Annotated in this window: 15 protein-coding genes; 4 read left to right on the top strand and 11 right to left on the bottom strand. The window is 40.9% G+C overall.

Going from position 1 to position 19997, the window contains the following annotated elements; translation table 11 throughout:
• Positions 1–84 precede the first annotated feature (84 nt).
• From FNH22_RS08310 to FNH22_RS08270, 9 genes are all read right to left on the bottom strand, one after another.
• Positions 85–1563, bottom strand: a complete 1479-nt coding sequence (locus tag FNH22_RS08310; RefSeq protein WP_143397890.1) for a RagB/SusD family nutrient uptake outer membrane protein — start codon at positions 1561–1563, stop codon at positions 85–87.
• A gap of 10 nt (positions 1564–1573) precedes the next feature.
• Positions 1574–4723 (bottom strand): TonB-dependent receptor, encoded by a 3150-nt coding sequence (locus FNH22_RS08305; protein ID WP_143397889.1) that lies wholly within the window; start codon positions 4721–4723, stop codon positions 1574–1576.
• A gap of 304 nt (positions 4724–5027) precedes the next feature.
• Entirely contained in the window at positions 5028–6098 is a 1071-nt protein-coding gene (locus FNH22_RS08300; protein ID WP_221420239.1) for a mannonate dehydratase, read from the bottom strand.
• A 35-nt stretch (positions 6099–6133) separates the two neighbouring features.
• Positions 6134–6958 carry an SDR family NAD(P)-dependent oxidoreductase gene (locus FNH22_RS08295; RefSeq protein WP_143397888.1) on the bottom strand — a complete coding sequence of 275 codons (825 nt, stop codon included), beginning with the start codon at positions 6956–6958 and terminating at the stop codon, positions 6134–6136.
• Complete coding sequence (locus tag FNH22_RS08290) at positions 6958–7650, bottom strand: RraA family protein (RefSeq protein WP_143397887.1); 693 nt, start codon at positions 7648–7650, stop codon at positions 6958–6960. Before FNH22_RS08290 ends, FNH22_RS08295 begins: the two co-directional genes overlap by 1 nt.
• On the bottom strand, positions 7628–8086 hold the full coding sequence (locus FNH22_RS08285) for a hypothetical protein (protein ID WP_185154126.1): 459 nt from the start codon (positions 8084–8086) through the stop codon (positions 7628–7630). Before FNH22_RS08285 ends, FNH22_RS08290 begins: the two co-directional genes overlap by 23 nt.
• An 8-nt stretch (positions 8087–8094) precedes the next feature.
• Positions 8095–9489: a sugar porter family MFS transporter gene (locus FNH22_RS08280; protein ID WP_143397886.1), complete on the bottom strand. Its 1395-nt coding sequence runs from the start codon at positions 9487–9489 to the stop codon at positions 8095–8097.
• 18 nt (positions 9490–9507) lie between these two features.
• Complete coding sequence (locus FNH22_RS08275; protein ID WP_143397885.1) at positions 9508–12414, bottom strand: glycosyl hydrolase-related protein; 2907 nt, start codon at positions 12412–12414, stop codon at positions 9508–9510.
• 260 nt (positions 12415–12674) lie between these two features.
• On the bottom strand, positions 12675–13679 hold the full coding sequence (locus tag FNH22_RS08270) for a LacI family DNA-binding transcriptional regulator (protein WP_143397884.1): 1005 nt from the start codon (positions 13677–13679) through the stop codon (positions 12675–12677).
• A 711-nt stretch (positions 13680–14390) separates the two neighbouring features.
• On the opposite strand from FNH22_RS08270, the gene FNH22_RS08265 reads away from it, so the two are divergent.
• The 3 genes from FNH22_RS08265 (at position 14391) to FNH22_RS08255 (ending at position 16116) form a co-directional block, all read left to right on the top strand.
• On the top strand, positions 14391–14780 hold the full coding sequence (locus FNH22_RS08265) for a hypothetical protein (RefSeq protein ID WP_143397883.1): 390 nt from the start codon (positions 14391–14393) through the stop codon (positions 14778–14780).
• A gap of 230 nt (positions 14781–15010) precedes the next feature.
• Complete coding sequence (locus FNH22_RS08260; protein ID WP_185154125.1) at positions 15011–15859, top strand: universal stress protein; 849 nt, start codon at positions 15011–15013, stop codon at positions 15857–15859.
• A 29-nt stretch (positions 15860–15888) separates the two neighbouring features.
• Entirely contained in the window at positions 15889–16116 is a 228-nt protein-coding gene (locus tag FNH22_RS08255; protein WP_143397881.1) for a DUF5661 family protein, read from the top strand.
• A 90-nt stretch (positions 16117–16206) separates the two neighbouring features.
• On the opposite strand, the gene FNH22_RS08250 is transcribed toward FNH22_RS08255, so the two are convergent.
• Both FNH22_RS08250 and FNH22_RS08245 read right to left on the bottom strand, forming a co-directional pair.
• Positions 16207–16863 (bottom strand): response regulator transcription factor, encoded by a 657-nt coding sequence (locus FNH22_RS08250; protein WP_143397880.1) that lies wholly within the window; start codon positions 16861–16863, stop codon positions 16207–16209.
• A 1-nt stretch (position 16864) separates the two neighbouring features.
• The gene (locus FNH22_RS08245) at positions 16865–18265 is read right to left on the bottom strand and encodes a PAS domain-containing sensor histidine kinase (RefSeq protein ID WP_143397879.1); all 1401 of its coding nucleotides are present in this window, start codon (positions 18263–18265) and stop codon (positions 16865–16867) included.
• Positions 18266–18618: 353 nt separating this feature from the next.
• Here FNH22_RS08245 and FNH22_RS08240 point away from each other — a divergent pair, with 353 nt between their 5' ends.
• Positions 18619–19806: a hypothetical protein gene (locus FNH22_RS08240; protein WP_143397878.1), complete on the top strand. Its 1188-nt coding sequence runs from the start codon at positions 18619–18621 to the stop codon at positions 19804–19806.
• Positions 19807–19997: the final 191 nt, after the last annotated feature.

Here is a 19997-nt window from a genome sequence, read left to right as displayed (position 1 = left end):
ATCACATTAAAAGAGATCTGCATATTCAGTTGTAGGAGTTATGGCACCCAAGCAGGGCACCACAACTCTACTACTCTTTATACATTATCCGTCACCCAAAGCAGGATTCAAAAGAACATCTCCTGCAGGTATAGGAAAGTAAATGTTATCTGAGCCTAAGGTATTTCCATTAGGCAAAGTAGCACCAACGAAGTCGTCAAATCCTGTACCATTGAATACTTTCATGGTACGTTTCATATCAAACCAAACATAACCACCCTCAGCAGGAAACTCCCATGCGCGTTGTCTCCATACTTCCTCTCTAAAGTCGTTCTGAGAAAGTCCGGCGACATCGGATAATCCTGCTCTTCCACGAATTGAGTTCAAAGCGGTATAGGCTTGGGTATTAGCTGTTCCGGATTCATTTTGTGCTTCTGCATAAATTAACAAGACATCAGCATATCGCAATAATGGAAAACTCTTAGTCCCAAGACCTTGTGCCTGATTTCGAAATGTTTCGTCAAAATATTTATATACGGAAAGGTTAAATGAAACGCCATCGAAAGAATCGAAGAAAAACCCCTGGTTCTGGCCCCTGACATCTGAAGGATCATAGCTGTTGTAGAAATCTTCTTCCGGCTCCATACCACCAAAGTGTAATGTCTGGGCGCTTATTTCAACTCCTCCTATAGGCGTAAAATACTGTGAAAAAGACGAAGGTATTGCCGTGGCAAACTGAGCCATGAAAATATGCTCTTCTGTTAAATCAAAATCAGGTTCTCTTAATTTGTCAACCCATCTGAAGCCTCCACCATCTTGAAATAAAGAAAAGGCTCCTGAGTTAATTACCTCAAGCGCTTTTTCAGCCGCCAGGGTATATTTGTCTGTTTGATTCAACGGACTGCCTGCCATGGTAAGATATACCTTAGCCAATAAAGATTTCACGGCTCCCAGTGTTACCCTACCTTCAGCGCTGGTAGAAGGAAGTCCGGCTGCTTCGGCCTGTTGAAGATCGGGAACAATCACCTGCTCATAAATCTCCTGCACACTTGATTTTGGCAATTTACCATCAGACAATGATGATGAAGGTGTAGTTTTCAACGGAATATCTCCAAAGATCTGAACCAACTGAAAGTAGTAATATGCACGAAGGAAATAGGCTTGCCCCAGTAAAGAACTGGCTAATTCATCCGTCAGATCAGGGTCTGAAATATTTGGTATCGAGGCAATAGCAATATTAGCAGCTTCTATGCCGTCGAAATAGGCCTGCCAAAGGACAAATGCATTATTATTATTGTCATCAAAAGTCAATGCGTATGCCTGTTCCATACCTGTATCTTGTGTACCTGCAGCAGGTTTCATAGTACCAGTAGGCACCTCTAATATGCTAAACCCTATCGAAGCAAAAGCATATTTACCATATGGGTTTCTAAGGAATACGTAAGCTCCGTTCACGGATTCTTGCGCATCCAAAAGGGTAGTCCCAACAACTCCTTTAAAAGAATCTGGTGTCACCTCCAACTGATCGGTGCATGATGTAAAACTTAAAACACCAGCCAATGCTAGAATTAAATACTTTTTCATAATGTTTGATTTAAAAATTAGCTCTAATTCCAATGTTCGTAATCAACGCTTTCGGATAACCGTTCAATTCGTAACCTATGAAGAATTCATCATTGTATGAACTGGCTTCAGGATCGTATCCATGGTAATCAGTAATCAAGAACCAGTTTTGAAAATTCAGATATATCTGAGCTCCACCCAGCCCAATTCTCTCTACAATGTTGGTATTAAAATCATATGACAAACTGAGGTTTTGCCCTCTAATAAAGCTTGCATCAAACACATGACCTGTGTCAATTCCTCTAAAGAATTTCAAATCCCTTCTTACCCTTGGATACATGGTATTCTGATTTTCCGGGGTCCAGGCCTGCTGGAAAAACTCCCTATACGTATTACCATATCCCTGACGATCAACATTCAGGAGAACTGAATAATCGACAATCTCGCTACCTTGAACCACTCTGATGTCAAATGACAAAGCGAAATTCTTATAGGTGAATGTATTTCCTATATTCAGTGTGAAGTCGGGAAGTCCGTTACCGATGATCTGTAAATCTTCCGAATCAATCACATCATCATCATTGACATCTTCAATCCTAATGTCACCTGGTACAGCACCATAAATAGCAGCCTCATCCTCTTCACCTATATTCCAGGTACCTAATCTGTTATAGCCATAGAAAGATCCGGCAGCCTCTCCCACTCTAAAGATTTGCTCATTGAACCCTCCAAACTGGACTGATCGTATAAAATCTGAATCATCAATACCCAAAGAGGTTACCTCATTTACATTTCTGGCAAAATTCAATGAGGTATTCCAACTGAAGTCGTTCGTAGCTATATTTTGTGAATTGATTCCCAATTCTATACCCCGATTTTGAAGAGACCCGGCGTTACCGAAAATATTACTGTAACCTGTAAATCTAGCTATGGGTATACCAAGAAGCAGATCATCACTTTCTTTTGTATAATAATCGAATGTAAGGTTCACTCTATCGAATAAACCAATGTCCAGACCAACATTAGTTTCAGTGGTCACTTCCCATTTTAAATCATCATTTCCAATCCTTCCCTGAGAAGTACTATTTACGGACCTACCACCGAAAATTGCATTTTGTTGACCGGGCTGTCCAAATCTTTGAAAATTGGGGATATTGGAATTACCGGTTTTACCCCAGCTCGCCCTCAATTTTAAATTACTCATGGTACTATTATCCTTCAGGAAGCCCTCTTCACTGATTCTCCATCCTACGGCAGCTGATGGAAAAAAGGCAAACTCATTGTTTGCACCAAACCTTGAGGATCCATCATACCTACCGGTAGCTGTAACCAGGTATTTGCCTTTGTAAGTATAATTAGCCCTACCAAAAAATGATACCGCCTTACTTTCAGATTGTCCACTGGTAATACGTTCGAATTCATCATCTGATTGTGCCAAGTTATAAAATCTGAAAAAATCGTCAAAATCCTGACCACTTGCGCTAAATGCAAATGATTCAGTGCTATACCAGGAAGCACCGGCTAGTATATTAAGGTCATGATCAGCACCGAATTGCGTGTTATAATTCAATGTATTTTCCCATTGCGTGGATAAAAACTCACTGTTCGAAACAGTCGCAGAAGTTCGATTCACAAAAGTATCCAGTTCTTTAGGCACGTGAGTATTACCATCGTTCTCGATCTGTTCCTGTGACAAAGCAGTTCTGAATTTAAGGTTTTTCAAAAAATCTATCTCTACGAAGACATTCCTCAATAACTGCGTAGTCTTTGACTCCCTGGTTAGCATATTCAATCGTTCGGAAGGAGTTCTGCCATACCACACATCCCATTGGCCGTTTGGCTTTACAAGATCATCAGCATTCACTACTGAACCATCGTCATAACGTGTTGGGTATATAGGTAAGTAAAAAAGTGAGGCATATGTCAAGCCATCTGCACCTACACGATAGTCATCTACTCTGTTGGTCTTTGTCTCCGCATAGGACAAACTACCTCCTACCTTTAACCAATCTTTGACATAGTAGTCCCCATTAAAACGCATCGTATTCTTTTCCAGAGAAGTATTGAGCACAATACCTTCGTCATCCTGGCTACCTACAGAAAAAGAAAGCGCGTAATTTTCACCACCTGCACGTAGATTAGCAAAATATTGGTGTGATACACTGGTTCGGGTAGATTCATCTAACCAATCCGTATCAAATCTTGGGTCTCCATAAACTGATTCAGCATCACTAGGATTAAACAATAATGGAAACCTTGCTGCGTAGTTATCGGTAAAGAAACCATCATCAGCCCCAATATCTCTTAACTGTTGGTCTACACGAGGTTTTAAATCACCCCAATACTCCTGCGAGTTCAGCACCTCAGGTTTATTCGTTAATCTGCCTACTTGCAAATTGTAATTTACATCAAGGGTAACTCCTTCGCTTGTTCCTCTTTTAGTAGTAACGATCACTACACCGTTCGATGCTATAAAACCATAAATAGCTGTAGCAGAGGCATCTTTTAGTACTGTAATGCTCTCAATATCGTTTGTATTGATCTGCGAGATATCGGCATCGATAATACCGTCAATAACATATAACGGCTGATTAGTAGCGCTGATGGAAGTAATACCTCTAACTAATACGTTGATACCTCCACCCGGTCTACCGGAAGTATTAACGACATTAACGCCAGCCACCTCACCTTGTAAGTTATCGAGAGGATTGACCGAAACCCTTCGTTCAATTCGTTCAGTGTCTATTGCGCCTAAAGAACCGGTAACATCTTCCTTTTTTGTCTCTCCATAGCCGATCACAATGATCTCACCTAACTGTGAAGCATCCAGTTCCATATTTACATCAATAACGGTCCTATTATTGATATTTATCTCCTGCCTTGCGTATCCGACATAACTAAAGACCAAAGTCCCATCTTCAGGAACTTGAATGTTATAATTACCATCAAAATCGGTTACCGTTCCATTCGTAGTTCCTTTAATAAGTACATTCACTCCTGGTAAGGATTCACCGTTTTCATCCAACACCTTGCCGGAAACCTGAATGTCTGAGGCCTGCTGGATTTCTTTCGCAGATAGATTATTTGCCGTTATTGTATTGATAATCAATATCTGGCAAATAATTCCATAAGAAGCCAGCTTCATTAATTTCTTAATTCTCTGTAAAGCTTCAATTTTCATATATTTGAAAGTTTAATTAATAAGTATTTAAAGTGGTCTGGTGTCATAAATTTTTTGCGAGGTTTTGACACCTTAGACACTGGAAAACGGTGCTACCTGGTAGCATCGTTTTTTTAGAACATTTGCTTATATCATATTTCATTTGGTTATAGTAAGGATCATTTTTATTACACTTCATCGTTTGAATAGTCGCATTTTTTATCAGGGCTAATTGTTCTTCCACCTCGTCCAAAAACAACACGCGACAACCTCAGTCTCTTTATTTGTAATTCTTTGTATTTCACAGATAATAATATCGTTTCTTCTACTCAACTTGCTTTATCAAAGCTTTCATATACCCCATAGCATAAGCCATTCCGGCATACCAGGGTGCATCACAACTCATTTGTGGTGTATGATCAGGTATGAGCACTCCGTCAAACTCATTTTTCTTTAAAATTTTCAATATCTCTAGCATGTCAATGTCCCCTTCATCTACAAATACTTCTTTGTACCTGGGCACTTTTCCTACCACGTTTCTAAAATGTATGTAGGCTATTTTCCCCTGCCGGCTGTACTGGTCTGTAGCTTCGTATACATCGCCTTCCGTCATTTCGGCAATAGATCCCAAGCAAAATTCCAGGTTGTTGGCCTTGCTCTCTTTTATATCAATAAGCCTCTGATACAAGTCCGGTTGAAAAACCAACCGGGGTGTCTTTCTGATATAGGGCAATGGAGGGTCATCCGGATGGGCAGCCAGTTTCACACCCGCCTCCTCAGCTACAGGCAACAACTCTTGCAAAAAATATTCTACCCTTTCCCATAGTTCGTTATGGTCGATCTCAGGCATCACTCCTTCAGGTGCATTTTCGTCGTACACCATATTCCACACCATCCCGTTGGGAATTGGAGTTTCATCTCCTTTTTCCATAGCTACCGATATGGCACCCCCCCGGGCAAACTCACCCATGATCCGGGAACTCACACCAGCCAATGAAAAGTTGTATCCAAAAACAGGAATACCCGTTTCTCCTACATTCCGGATGAGTTGTTTTAAGTCTTCGATTTGTTCTGTTTTCTTCGGCCCATCCAGTAAAATGTCGTACCAATGTGCCGGATCAAAATTTTCTATCGCCTCTAATTCCAGGCCATGACTATTGATCTCAGACTTTATGCTTTTAAGCTGGTCCGTTGACCATATCGGAGAACCGGTACCGGCCTTACCCCAGCCCTCTTTCTCACCTACCGGTTGATTCGTATTGTCCTTTGAGTTCTTCTCATGCCCAAAATAATCAACCATGTGAATGACCAAATGTGTAGCCCCGCATTGTTTGGCAAATTTGTAATGCGCTTCATTGAGCATGTGTCTGTATAGTCCGAAACCAAGCTTAATCATCTTATACCCTGTTTTCTGTATTTTTATTCGCTACTTTAAGATTCTGCATTGTTATTTTTTCTTGGAGGTCTTGGATCATACTGAATCGTATTGTTCATGTATCCCCCATCGATATACAAGTCCGCCCCGTGTATGTAGGAAGAAAGACCACTTGCTAAAAATGCAACGGCATTTGCGATGTCCTCTACCTCGCCAACGTTTCCGGACGGGATCCACTTTTCAAATTTTTCCACTCCGAATTTTTTAATTTCTTCACGGTTCATTTCAGTGTAAATAGCTCCGGGAGCTACTGAAACCACCCTGATATTTTTATCTACCAGTTCAAGTGACAGACATTTGGACATCATTTTCAGTCCTGCTTTTGAGGTGCAGTAATGTATTAGCCCCTTTCTGGGTACGACATCATGAATAGAGGAAATGTTGATGATCACTCCGCCTCCGGCCTTTTCCATTCTTCTTCCGGCGTGTTGCGCGCATAACCAAGGTCCTTTAAGGTTTACATCCATGATCCTGTCCCATTCCTTTTCGGTCATATCCAGCACATGGGTGACCGTTTCAATGCCTGCGTTATTGATGAGAATATCGATCCCTCCGGTCTTGCCATCCATAAAAGTGAACATGTCCGTTATATCCGAACCCTTACCTACATTGGCATAACATGTCCATGCATTCACTCCGAATTGCGACTTAATATCTGAGGCTAACAATTCCGCTTTTTCTTTATTCCGATAGTAATTAATAATTACATCAGCGCCACAAGCAGCCAGTTTTCGACATATCCCTGCACCTATTCCCTGGCTACCACCAGTAACTAATGCTTTTTTCCCCTTAAGGTTTATTTCATTCACTATCCCTGACATTACATTATTCCGAATTTGTCAAACGCATCCACCGTACTCATTCCTTCCTGAAGCGCTTTTTGTACTAATTTTTCTCCACGGGCTTTCTCAATGGCCCCAGCGAAAGCATCGTTTTCCACTTCTTGTGGAATGACCAGGACACCGTCCCTATCTCCATAGATAATATCTCCCGGATTGACACGAATGTTATCAAACTCAATGGACACATTATAATCGATCACTTTCCCTCTTGGCCCCTGGTCCTGGGCATATCCGCCAAATGAGAAGGTCGGGAAATTGAGGTTGAGAATCTCATTGGTATCCCTTGAGTAACCATTTAATACTGCTCCTGCCGCTCCGAGTTTGATAGCCCGTGTGCTCATAAGCCCTCCCCATAAGGCATATCGGGGGGAAGCACCGGAGCAGATATAAACTTCATTTTCTTTCAGGCTATCCAACGCTTCAAACATGATCCCAAATGGCTTTCTCATCATTGGGTTATTCGTGTTTTCAACTACCTCTTCAAAGACATCCGCCTCAAGGGCTGGCATGGCACGCCCTATGGTGATAAAATCATCCCGAAGAGGTTTAACCTGAGGCGACAGGAATTGATGCTGAAATCCTAATTTGTCCAGAACATCTCCTACCAGAGCAACAAAAAGTTCCTTTTTAGCTATACTGAATAGCTCGCTATCGTCTTTCCAAATTTCCATTTACTCGCTCACTAAGTTTAGGTGCATTAAATACATTAAACACTGTTTCCTTCAATTCCAGGCACTCCTGATCGCTCAGATCAAAAAATTCAAAATCCGCTAAATGCGTATTCGACTTTTCGACAATTACCACTTCGCTGCCCGGAGTCATTGCGATGTTGTGCCAAACATTTTCAGGTATGTTATACACCACTTCCGGCAACATTAATTCTGCATAAAATTTGGGTTTGCCATCATTTAACTCAGCAGTAATCAGTGCCACCTGACCTTTTTGTAACCAAAAAACTTCATCGGTCTGCCGGTGTACATCTATTCTTTTGATGTTCATTACATCCTGCTCCTCCATATAATTGAGCTGGGCCACTTGCCAGCCCTCCCTTATCAGAATAGGATGGTATCCCGGAAGTTTGTTACTGTATTTTTCTAATCGATTCATAAAAGGCACTAATTTTTTTTGATCCACATTTTTTCTATCTCTTCCAGGGTCTTATTCTTTGTCTCCGGCACAACTTTCCATACGAAGTATAATCCAGGGAGCATAATAGCCGCATAGACCCAAAAGGTAGGCCCGATACCAAGCCAGCCGCGTAACATGGGGAAAGTTTGAGTCACCAGAGTGGATCCGACAAACAGGCAGAATGTGCCTATGGCCATGGCTCTCCCTCTGACTTTTGTAGGATAGATCTCCGACAGCAGTACCCAGACGCCCGGACCGATGGTAGCTGCAAACACCATGATATAAAATAAAAACGATGCAACTATGGCCGTTCCCGCCTGGTCTATCTCCTGACTTCCTGTAAACTGAAAACCAATCAGAAAAAGTGCGATACTTAAACCCAGGAAACCTGCCATTAAAATTGGTTTCCTGCCAAAATGATCTATCTTCCAGATGGCAACAAGGGTAAATATCATGTTAACGAATCCAATCAAGGCGGCTGTTCCAAAAGCCGAACCGGATTGAAAACCCGCTAATTCGAAAATGGTTGGTGCATAGTACATGACAGTGGTAATACCTGTAAATTGGCTTACGAGTGGCAGTACCAATCCTATGACCAGGGCGACCCTTAGTCCTTTGCTGAATAGCTGTTTGAAACTTCCTGACTCGTGGCTGATTGTGTCCGTGATCTCCTCCATTTCCACCTTGGCCATGGTCTCACCATGTATTTTTGTCAAGACCGCTGAGGCCTCTTCAGACTGGCCCTCTTTTGTCAACCACCTCGGGCTCTTGGGAACAAAGAAGAGCAGTACGAAAAATAATATGGCCGGTAATGTTTCCGAACCAAACATGCCACGCCAGACTTCTTCAACAAATATGTAGTTTAAAAAACCACTGGTTACTTCACTATTAGTGGCATTATTGAGGAGGAAGGTGTTTGAGAGGTATGAGAACAATATACCCAGTGTAATAGCAAACTGATAGAGGGACACCAATCTGCCGCGTAAATTTGCCGGGGCCAGTTCAGAAATGTACAAAGGCGCTACCATAGCAGCGATCCCTACTCCTATACCTCCAATAAGCCTGGCGGCCACCAAAAAACCAGGTGCCTCAGGAATGGTAGAAGCCAAAGCAGATACTAAGAACAATAAAGCAGAAAACATCAAAATCAGCCTTCTTCCATATTTATCACTCAAAAACCCTGAAATTGCTGCTCCGACAACACTTCCCAGTAGTGCAGAACTCATGATCCACCCTTCCATGACCTCATTTAGTGCAAACTTCTCCCGCAGAAAACCAATGGTACCAGACGCCACAGCTGTATCAAACCCAAACAAAAAACCTCCCAGTCCGGCTGTGATGGAAACTAGAAACAGGTACTTGGTATTTTGGTTTGAGTTCATATTCCAGATTTAGTGTAGTCAAAAGTCAATTTTGAATGTTTCAATAGCGTTTTTGCCGATTGAAATATTCAACGTTTCCCCACCCCTCGTATCGACCTCCTTATAACTTTCCTCCACCAGATTAGTTTTTCCCCATTTTTTATACTTCCATGGAAAATCAATCGTGTATTGACTATCCTTGCCACTCATATCTATAAATCTCAAAATCACATCGTTATCATAATCGCTTTTCTTGAAGGTACTCAGTGCTGTAAATGGAGAATTCACTTTTAAAAAGCTATGTCTGGTGTCCAGTTTTCCTGAACCATTGGCATTTTCAAGTTTTGTTGCCCACGGTTCATGCTGAAATTCTTTGGCGAACACATATCCATTTTCCCACCCACTTTCGTGTGAGGTCAGTGAAAAATGGAACGTGTGCCGTCCCTCCTGTGTGTAATAGGGTCCCATTCCATGACAACTTTTGTGGGTAGAGATCATAATTCCCTGAAATACCGGATGATTCCTGGCATCACGTACCGGATCTATCCAATCCATCACGGATACGGTACCGGAAACCGTGATACCAAATTCAACTCCATTCAACGACATAAAATCCAACACTTCTCTTGGATGGATGTACTTTGGCCTTTGACGATAAGTACCTTCCCATGACCACCCTCCCGGCTCCATATCTAAATCATCCTCACCAACGGTCACGACACCTGCAGGGGATTCATAGTTCACCTCAGCTTCCATAGCATTCATAGGAAGCGCAAACCTCCATTGACGTTCTTTTCGCCCGTCCCATTCCGGGATATCGTATTCAAAATCAATTCTCTTGATCGTATTGAAAATGGTAATGCGCTGAACAATTGATATTTCATTGAGTTCATAGTCGCATTCAAATGATGTAAAGACAGGGCCGTTACTTTTAATTTTCCAATGACTGTTTTTTAAGCTGAGCTTATCGAAACGACGCATATCGGGCTTTTTCATCTGATTGAATTCCCCGGCTCCGTTACCATTGTAATGCATAGAGATCACGTCACCTCCGGCATACCTTGAAGTATTAAGGATTTCTTTGCCCAGTTTCTTATCATACAAAGAAGTTATTCCGCCGTTACCCAGGACTACCCTGTAGTAGTCGTTTTCGTAAAAATTGGCTCCTTGTTTGGTCGTCCTGACAGGCTTTTTTCTTGTTTCTGATAAATAAACGACATTGTAGCCTACGGAAGAAAGCTCCTCAGCGGCAACTACTAACCGGGTTCCCTGGTCATCCGTCACTTTCTGGCTCGGAATGGTTTTTCCCAGATCGTCCTGAACCAAGTACGTTTTGTTAGTAGAAGGTAGCGAAATAGACACCGGTGCATTCCGCTTCCAGGTAAGATCATTGAAAACAGCATAAGCATTCTTTTTCGTTGTTTTGATGTGCTTGGTGATGTTTTTGAGGGCTTTCTGTAGCAGGTGGGTCCCCTCTGAATGGGCCTGGCTCAACTTGGCAAGAAATGTACTATCCGTTACTCCACCATTGAGGCCTCCCCAACCATGATCCGGATAAATGGCCTTAAACCAGGCTTTCTCAAAATCGTCACCGGGATAATTATCAAAATCATCATTTATCATGGCCGAGATGGTGGAAAACATTTCAGCGGCCGGCAAGCTAACAGCCGCTTTTTTCTTGGCTTTGATGGCCTGATAGTGACCAGGCCCGTGAATGTACATCCAGATATTGGCCCTTTCCCCGTAGATCTCATCGAACGTAGCTTCGGGTACGTTCACAAAACCCAGAAACTCATCTGCCGTAGAATGACGTAAACCGGGTAATTTAATATCGGACATACTCACTATGTTATTCCATTCCTTCACTACTTCCCTGTAGTAGATCGGACCTGCAGCATCCTGGCTGATCATCACAGCATAATGTGGTGGAATATTTCTTTTCTTGTAGTAATCATGCCAGTCCTTCAGATTTGCATGCAGCGCCTTCATACCATAGGGCGCTTCTTTATCAAAATATTTATAAAAGATCACCGGCCAACCGTAATTACCCGGACTATACGTAAAAATGCTGGAACCATCCGGACTTTTCCAATCGTAAAAGCCTTCCCTAAAACGGCTGATCACCAGATTTTTAACGCCACCCTTGTTCAAAATTTGTGGAAATTGAAAACTACGACCGGGAACATCCACATTGAAAGCTGTATGAGCATCCATGCCAGGTATATTGTCTTTGATCCACTTTCTTCCAAGATAAAGCTGGCGTATCAGTTGCTCACTACTTTCTATCCCCTCATAGGGTTGATTAAAGGTGGCTCCCCATTCAAATTGTCCTTTATTATAGGCGTCTAACACCACCGATTTCTTTTCAGGATACTCATCCAGCAGTTCCATCAGGTTCAAGGTCTGCTCCATTTCGAACCGGTATTCATCATAGAGACGCATTGTATCTAATGCAGGAAGAATAATATCATGGATTCTTTCATCCCGACAATACTCCGGCGTATTCATCCACGCAATATCCTGATGTGAAGAAACAATAATGTGTATGGTACCTTCCTGAAAATAGCTCCAATCGGCCGGCACAAGTGGGGTGAAAACTTTTACCAGGTCCGGCTTCCCCCTCCGTTTTATGGTCAATTCAACATTGTCTCCAATTAAGGGTAGTTGGAGTTGCACTGTATCTTTACCAATAGCTTTATAAGGTATCTTTGTACCCTCTAAATAGATACTTAGCCCTTTAAAGCCACCGCTGAGGTACATTTTGGAACTTACTATAATACGCTCTCCCTGTTTTTGATAATTTAAAGGAGTAGAATAATGGATTTTACCATCCTGGGCCCACAGCCTCGGCCAGCTCATGGCAAGCACGAATAATACCAAAAAGGTGCCCCTCATAGTAGCGTGTAGTTTAAAGGTTTTATTATTCAGTCTAGTCCGAAACTTCATACAGATCCCATTTTTCTAATCTTCAAGGCCTCAGTTTTTTCTAAGAACTTTAGCCTGGAGTCCTGATTTTTCAAAGCACATACAGGGGGTACCGACAAACGTTTGCACTTTCTTTGTATTATTTAACTAAACCGATTTAGTATTTAATTAAAAAAAAGCTTAAATCCATAAGCTCAATAGTTTACTAAAGCGATTTAGTTACACAACTATAAAGATAATAAACCTTTAATCCAACAAATTCCGTTAAAATGTTTGAGTTGTTAAGTGCTCCTAACTTCCATACTGGGCTCTACCACCTCGTGTAACTTCGAAGTGCTGTTCAGCTTATTCTCAATTTGCTTCATAAGCATATCGATAGAATTTTGAGCAATTTTTTCTACGGGTTGCACTAAAGCGGTCACCTCCGGCCGAAAAATAGAAAACACCTCGTGATCACCAAAACTTACAATTGAAACAGCATTAGGGTAGTCAACATCCATTTCTCTGATCTTGGCAATCCCGAATAAGGCAAGATAGTGGGTTTCAAATACGATACCATCCACCCCCTGATCTAAAATTAGCTCCTCCACTGCCTGGCGACAGTCTGATTTAGCATTTTTATGGTCAACAATTTTGAGGTTATGCTGATCTTTTACGTGATCTTCAATGGCGTTTTCAAAACCAATTTGTCTGTCCTTTATAGCTGTTAAGTCCAGGTTTAACCCGATATAGCCTATATTCTTTCTTCCGGCCTCTATCAAATGCCTCACCAATTTTTGGGCACCCAGGTAATTATCCACCACCACATAAGGCAAGTCTGCCTCAGGGTAGTGACGATCAAACAGCACTATTGGCAACCCTGCATCTGAAATGGCTTTTATATCTTCAAGATTGTGCTGAGTGGACGCAATTAAAATACCATCCACCTGCTGTGCCTCAAATGTTAATAAAAGCTCCTTTTCCTTGACAGGATCCTCATGGGTGGTTCCCAGTAAAACCTGATATCCCAATTTTGACAATATTTGTTCCATCGATTCGGCGATAAGGCCGTAGTACGTATCGATCATACGCGGGACAATCAATGCCAAAGTCATACTGCTACCCGTGGACAAATTTCTGGCAATCATATTAGGTCTGAACTTGAGCCGTTTAGCTACACTAAGGATCAGTGTTTGCGTATCAGGATTGATTTTGTGCAGATCTCCCTTTCCATTAAGTACCATTGATACGGTGGTTTTAGAAAGTTTTACTTCCTTGGCTATCATATCAAGTGATACTCTTTTCATCTTTAAATTGCTTTAAAACTCTTTATCAAAAGAAAGTAGGTTGGCCTGTTGGTGTCTTTAAATTAAAGTAAATTCTTAAAATAAATGTCTAAACAATGATTCTTTTGAGTGTTATTGGTGCCATCAGCCCTGCATCAAGCCTCTTCTCAACTCTGTAATAGACACAAATAAATATTTATTGTAATAATTTATATTAAAGTCAGCCATTTTATAAGCTAATGTAAAATATGTTCAGTTAAGATGAAAGGCCTAATTTCCAATTATTAGAAGTATTTCACCCAAAACGAACGCTGTTAACTCATAGATATCCGTTTTTTGGCGGTGATAGTAAATAAGGATACCAAAAAATTGGTAACACTATGGTCTCAATAAACTACAGAACCTTGAATCAAGATACCGAATGCTTCTGAAACCGCCAGAAAACACAGTTCCTCCCTCCTTTTCAAAAGCATCCTGGGCCAAGACAACTACCGAATCGTTCATTGTCAGGTTTTTAAAATTCTTCTTTCTTTGAAATGATCTGAACAACCTTTGTCGGGTCATGTTACTTAAAAGATTAATAGAACATCAAACATTAACCATAATTAAGCGACCATGAAATTTGGTTCGTTAAAATCCTCCTACCCAATCTCTTACCAGTTTTCCAGCCGTTTTATCGGATTTGTTAATGAACTGATAAACAGATTGGTGCGGTTAAAAAAAGATGATACTATGAAAAAGCTGATATCAAATTTACGCGAATGGATAGGCATACCACGCATGACCTCCCCTGAACAGCTTTATGGCAAATGGAAAGTATCTGTGGTAGGTGGGGTCCTGATCAATAACGTGGACTTCACACATGACATGAAAAAATTCTACTTAACCCTTGGGGCTGAGGGTCAATTTCAATGTGAGGCGGATGACTCTATTCTGAGTAAGATCTGGCCATTGAGCGGGCCTTACCGTATCAGCGTAAGTAACCAACAATTGGTATTAGGTGAAGAAATATCACTCCGGGTAGGAAAAGTTAAGAAGAACAGCATTAGCCTATCGTATACCTACAGGCCCACACCTCATTCTCACCCTATGGTATTTACCTTTAACCTGGTACTCAGCTGACAGACGAACGTATTTTGTGAAACATCCGGATCAGAATACTGTCCCCGTCAGGCCTACGTGAAAACACTTATTTTTCCAAATACCGTTTTCACGTCAGGCAGTTTCTTTTACTGTCTTTTAAATTTACTATCAGTGAAAATCGATTCATCAGAAACACATTCTGACGATTGATTTCGCCTATTTTTTATAGCGTACCGAGGATATTTTTTAGTATTTAAATGCATGTCATCATGAAAAAGATACTTGTTCCGATGGATTTTTCTGAAGAAGCAATGTATGCTATGGAAGCTGCCGTGGCCATTGCAAGAAAAAGTGAAGCTGAGATTCTTATGCCTCATATCATAGAAATGCCAGGCCATTTTTATCGTAACACCGGCAAGTTAGAAGGGGCGGACAGTGAAAAAATGTATGTTAAGCAATTAATGACACATTTTAATGAAAGAATGACTTCCATTAAAGAACAGGCGAATTTTCAGGATGTAAAGATCGAACCCCGGGTGGAAATTGGCAATGCTTATCCCAGCTTAAAGAAATTAGCCATAGATAGCAAGGCAGACCTTGTCATTATGGGCTCAAAAGGTGTGGGTGAGTTCAAAGACATATACCTGGGATCAACGTCACAAAGAATGATCAGGAATTCACACTGCCCTGTTCTGACCGTCAAAAACAGTATAAATATTGATGCCCTGAAAAACATAGTGTTTGCCACCAATTTTACCAGAACTCCTTTTTATGTTACAAATGAAATTCAAGCTCTAACAAGGGTTCTTGAAGTTAATTTGCAGATACTCACCATTAATACTAAAAATGAATGGCGTACAAACCGAGAGATTGAAACAGAGGTAAAGGCATTCACGGACCAGCATCAAATAGAAAATTACGAGATGAAAATATACGATGACTACACCGCTGTCGAAGGGATCATTCATTATTCCGAAGACCAAAACACAGATATGATAGCGGTAATGACCCACGGAAACACCGGATTACCTCATCTGCTGAGTGGAAGCATCGCTGAAAAAATAGCTGGCTATTCAACACTTCCTATATGGACCTGCCGTGTCGATATGTGGGACTAATCTTATTCAACAAACTAAAGCATATAAAAATGAAAGCGGAAAATCATATTGATGAAAGCGAAGCTAAAATCATTGCCGAAAAACTGAACGTAGATTTTGTTACCTTTGATATTTCGGAATTCAAAGAGGCCCTTAATGTAGAATTAGATGCAGAGATCAAAGAAGGCGAGATCCGTCCTGAAGATGACCTCACAGACAAAGAACTGGCCGGAATAGGCCGGGTTACATTGGCCCACATGCATTCTTTTAAAGATTAACATAATACTATTAACTATAAACTTGTTTGATTAGATAATTTCCAGGTGGTGAAGCCTTTTTAAAATAAGGTTATTTGTCACCTGGGTTATCTAAACCTCTACAACTCCATTTTTAATAGCCACTCTTACCAACCCGGCAGTATTTTTTACATTTAGCTTCTGTATCAGGTTCCTGCGATGTGTATCAACGGTGCGATGCCCTATAAATAACTTTTTGGCAATTTCAGGATTAGTAAGCCCTTCAGCTATATGCCGGAGTATTTCTACTTCTCTTTTGGTCAATTGAGAGAAGCCAAAAGTGCTTTTTTTAGTTTTCACTGACATCAGGTGATTCATCATTGTATCAGACACCTTTTTACCAAAATAAGTCTGACCTTTAGCCACCGTTTCAATGGCTTTCACCAAATTTTTGCTATTTTCTGATTTCAAGACATAGCCAAGAGCACCGGCTTTCATCATTTTTAAGATATGGGAGTTATCATCATGCATTGTCAATGCCAATACCTTCAAATCAGGAAATAATTTTCTGATCTTCCGGGTGGCTTCTATCCCATCCATTACTGACATACTGATGTCCATTAATACTATATCAACGGATTGTTTAGCGAGTTCAGCCAAAGCCTGTTTACCGTTAGCCGCCTCCCCCACCACGGTAACTGTACGAAAGTTTTCAAGGGATGACTTGATCCCTTCTCTTATCAGGCTGTGGTCGTCTACAATGAATACATTGACAGGTTTCAAATTCATCTTACTGTTTAAAAGGTATTTCAATAGTTATCGAGGTCCCTTTTCCCGGACTTGAATCAAAATGATAAATACCATTTAAGGCTTTCACCTGTGTAATGATGTTACGTATACCGAGGCCTTCAAACTTGTATTCATTTAACCCGGAAGTCTGAAAGCCCACACCATCGTCCTCCATTAATAGAAGTAAACTATTCCGGTGTCTCACTAATTGCAGGTTAACCTCCCTGGCCCGGGCATGTTTCAACATATTATTGACCAACTCCTGGACAATACGATAAAGCCCCATCTCCATAGCATAAGGAAGCCTGGGTTCAAAATCATCGATGTGCGTCTGGATCTTCAGGTTGTTAGACGAATCTATCGTTTCGCACAAAGCTGTAATGGCCCTGGACAATCCTTGATTTTCCAGCACTCTAGGATGTAAATTTCTCGAAATAGCCTTTAGTTCTTCTATGGCATTTTCAATGATCCTTCTAACGCTGAGCACCGTCTTTTTTTGCCTGGCATCTGCCTTTGTTTGGAATTCCAGCGTATCCAGGTTATAGTTAGCTGCTGATAAATATTGCCCGAGACCATCGTGAAGCTCTTTGGCGATCCGCTTTCTTTCTTTCTCCTGGCCTGTTACTATCGCACTCATGAGCCTTTGCTGAATATTTTTCCGTTCTGTAATATCCATAGCTATGATCAGAAAAACCTTTTTGGAAAAATAACTGGTGAGTTGAATATGTACCTGGACAGGATATGTACTACCATTCTTTCTCAGACGTGTCGTTTCAAACTGAATCTTATCAGTAATTCCAACCTTCAGCGGATAAGTAATCTCTTCAATTTCTCTTCTGCTCAAGGTAGGATTAATATCGAAAATAGTCATTTGCCTCATCTCCTCCAGGGTATATCCGAGATGAAGTAATGCACCTTTATTTACAGAAAGAAATTCCCAGGAACAGGCGTCCAAAATGTAGATCTCATTGAGGGATTCATCAAAAATCCTGGAAAACTGAGCATGTCCCTGTTCAGCCTTAATACGTTCAGTTAGATCAATAAGAAAGCCAATCACGAGGTTTTCGGCTTCTGTTCGGGCACAACTAATGCTTACACTTACCGGAAAAGTCTCTTTACTACTATGCAGTCCATTGAGAATGGGTTTTCCTGCTATATTTGTTTCCCCATCGACAGGATAGAAAACCTTATATCCAGAGGGAAATAGCTTTTCTATAGATTGACTAATCAACTCTTCCTTTTCATATCCAAACATTGCCAGGCAGCTGGGATTGACATTAAGAATGACCCCTTGCCTGTCAAGTATGATCATTCCTTCTACAGAAAATTCAAACAGCTTACGAAAAATGTGATCTTCGGCCAGGTTTGATATAGGTTCACCTTTTATAAAGAGGTTTTCCATGGGATCTTATGTTCTATCCGGTTTTACAGCGAAAGTAATTTTATGAACGCTATTTGATAATGACTAATTGAAGACATGCACATGAATTTAGTCATGAATCATACTTTTTAAGGACATACAGGAATGGAGAATATAAGACCCAATGCCATCAAAACCAGCCGTCTCTACTTTATGATTTAAAAAATGTATTTCGTAGTTTGTTAACTTTCAAATGATTGTGAACAAATTATTATGAAGTCGTCGTTTTTAATGTTATGAAAGCAGCACCTGATGGAATAGTTATATATCAATTTTTACGTCGTCGAAATGGGACTGTAGTACTGACTCCATAAATAATTTAATCAATTTCTGATATGAAATTTATCAAACCGGAAGCTCTATTATTGGTTATTGCCTTAGGGTGTAATTCAAAAAAAAGAGAGACGCTCACCCACACAGCCGTTAACGATACGTCAGGTATATCCATTTCCGACACCATTCCGGCTGCCAAAAAGCTAACCGAGGTAAAACCAAAGGAAGACAAATTCACAGTTAGCATAAAAAGCTTTCATGACACGTTTCCCGGGTATTCTCCAAAGCACCCTCGACTAATTGATACGCTGGATACACACCAAGAGCACTGGTTGTTAAGGGCTATTGAAAGAAAACGTCAACACCTGTTCCGCGACTCTTCAGCGCGTTCCACCAGGTTACAAATGAAACTTCCTACTCCGGAGGACCACTTACAGATCGAAATGATACGCCAGGCATCTTTCAAAGGAAGAAATAGTGGTTTTCAAGATGTGTTGATGGAAGAATGGACGTTTAAAGACCCAATAAACGCAGAACGTTGGGGTGTCTTATTACGCGACTCTTTGCGGGGTAATGAATTCACCAAACCACCCCGGTACGACTGGGTAGAAGGCAATAAAATTTACCTGGTAAGCTGTAAAAGCGCAGGTCATTGGTTCGAATTTAGCGATACGCTGGTGATGCAGTTATCGGGCGGTAAAACGCGTGAACAAATGAACAGGATATATGCCCCGTTGGACCTTAAACATTACAAGAAATGGCAAGGGCCGGCACATAGTTCAGTGAATAACAGCACTCACTTATTCAGTTACCCCGACCGTATCCGGTACACTTATTATTATTTTGCCAAACAACACCGGAAAGGTAATGACCGGGTTAATTCGAAACAGGAATACCCCTTAAAAGAAGATTTTCATATCACCACAGCCTTGACAGAACCGTTCACCGGAAATGAGCAATTTAATACTCTTCAGGAATCACTGGTGGAAATACAATGTGCTATCAAAGAGTCTGCATTAAACCAACTGGATATCGTGAACACAGCAGTGGGTGAATTAGAACGGTTATTCGGTCCTCCAATATACCAGCAAAACAGGCACCGTATCTATGGACATGCCAACAGGATCATTGTAGTAAAAATAAATAATGAAAGAGTAGAGGCCTTTAAGTACATGCGACTTAATGACCTTTTCGACACGACAGATTATAATCATAAATTACTGAATAACAGAATTTTAAATTTCGATTAACCGTGACATATGGATCATTTTCTTACGCTTATGCATAGTGAACTCTGACCTGATTATTAAGGTTTTGATGAGCAGATCGATTCTTCAGAAAAGTAAGAGTATAGTCGTTCACCGAATAGCGGTTTTAAACTTATTTACTATAGACTTATAGATCTAATTATCTTAATTTTGTAACTACAGCGATATTTCAT

This window comes from Fulvivirga sp. M361 (assembly GCF_007097395.1).
Taxonomy (GTDB): Bacteria; Bacteroidota; Bacteroidia; order Cytophagales; family Cyclobacteriaceae; genus Fulvivirga.
Note: the sequence above shows the minus strand (reverse complement) of the source record. Positions and strands in the feature narration are given on the sequence as shown.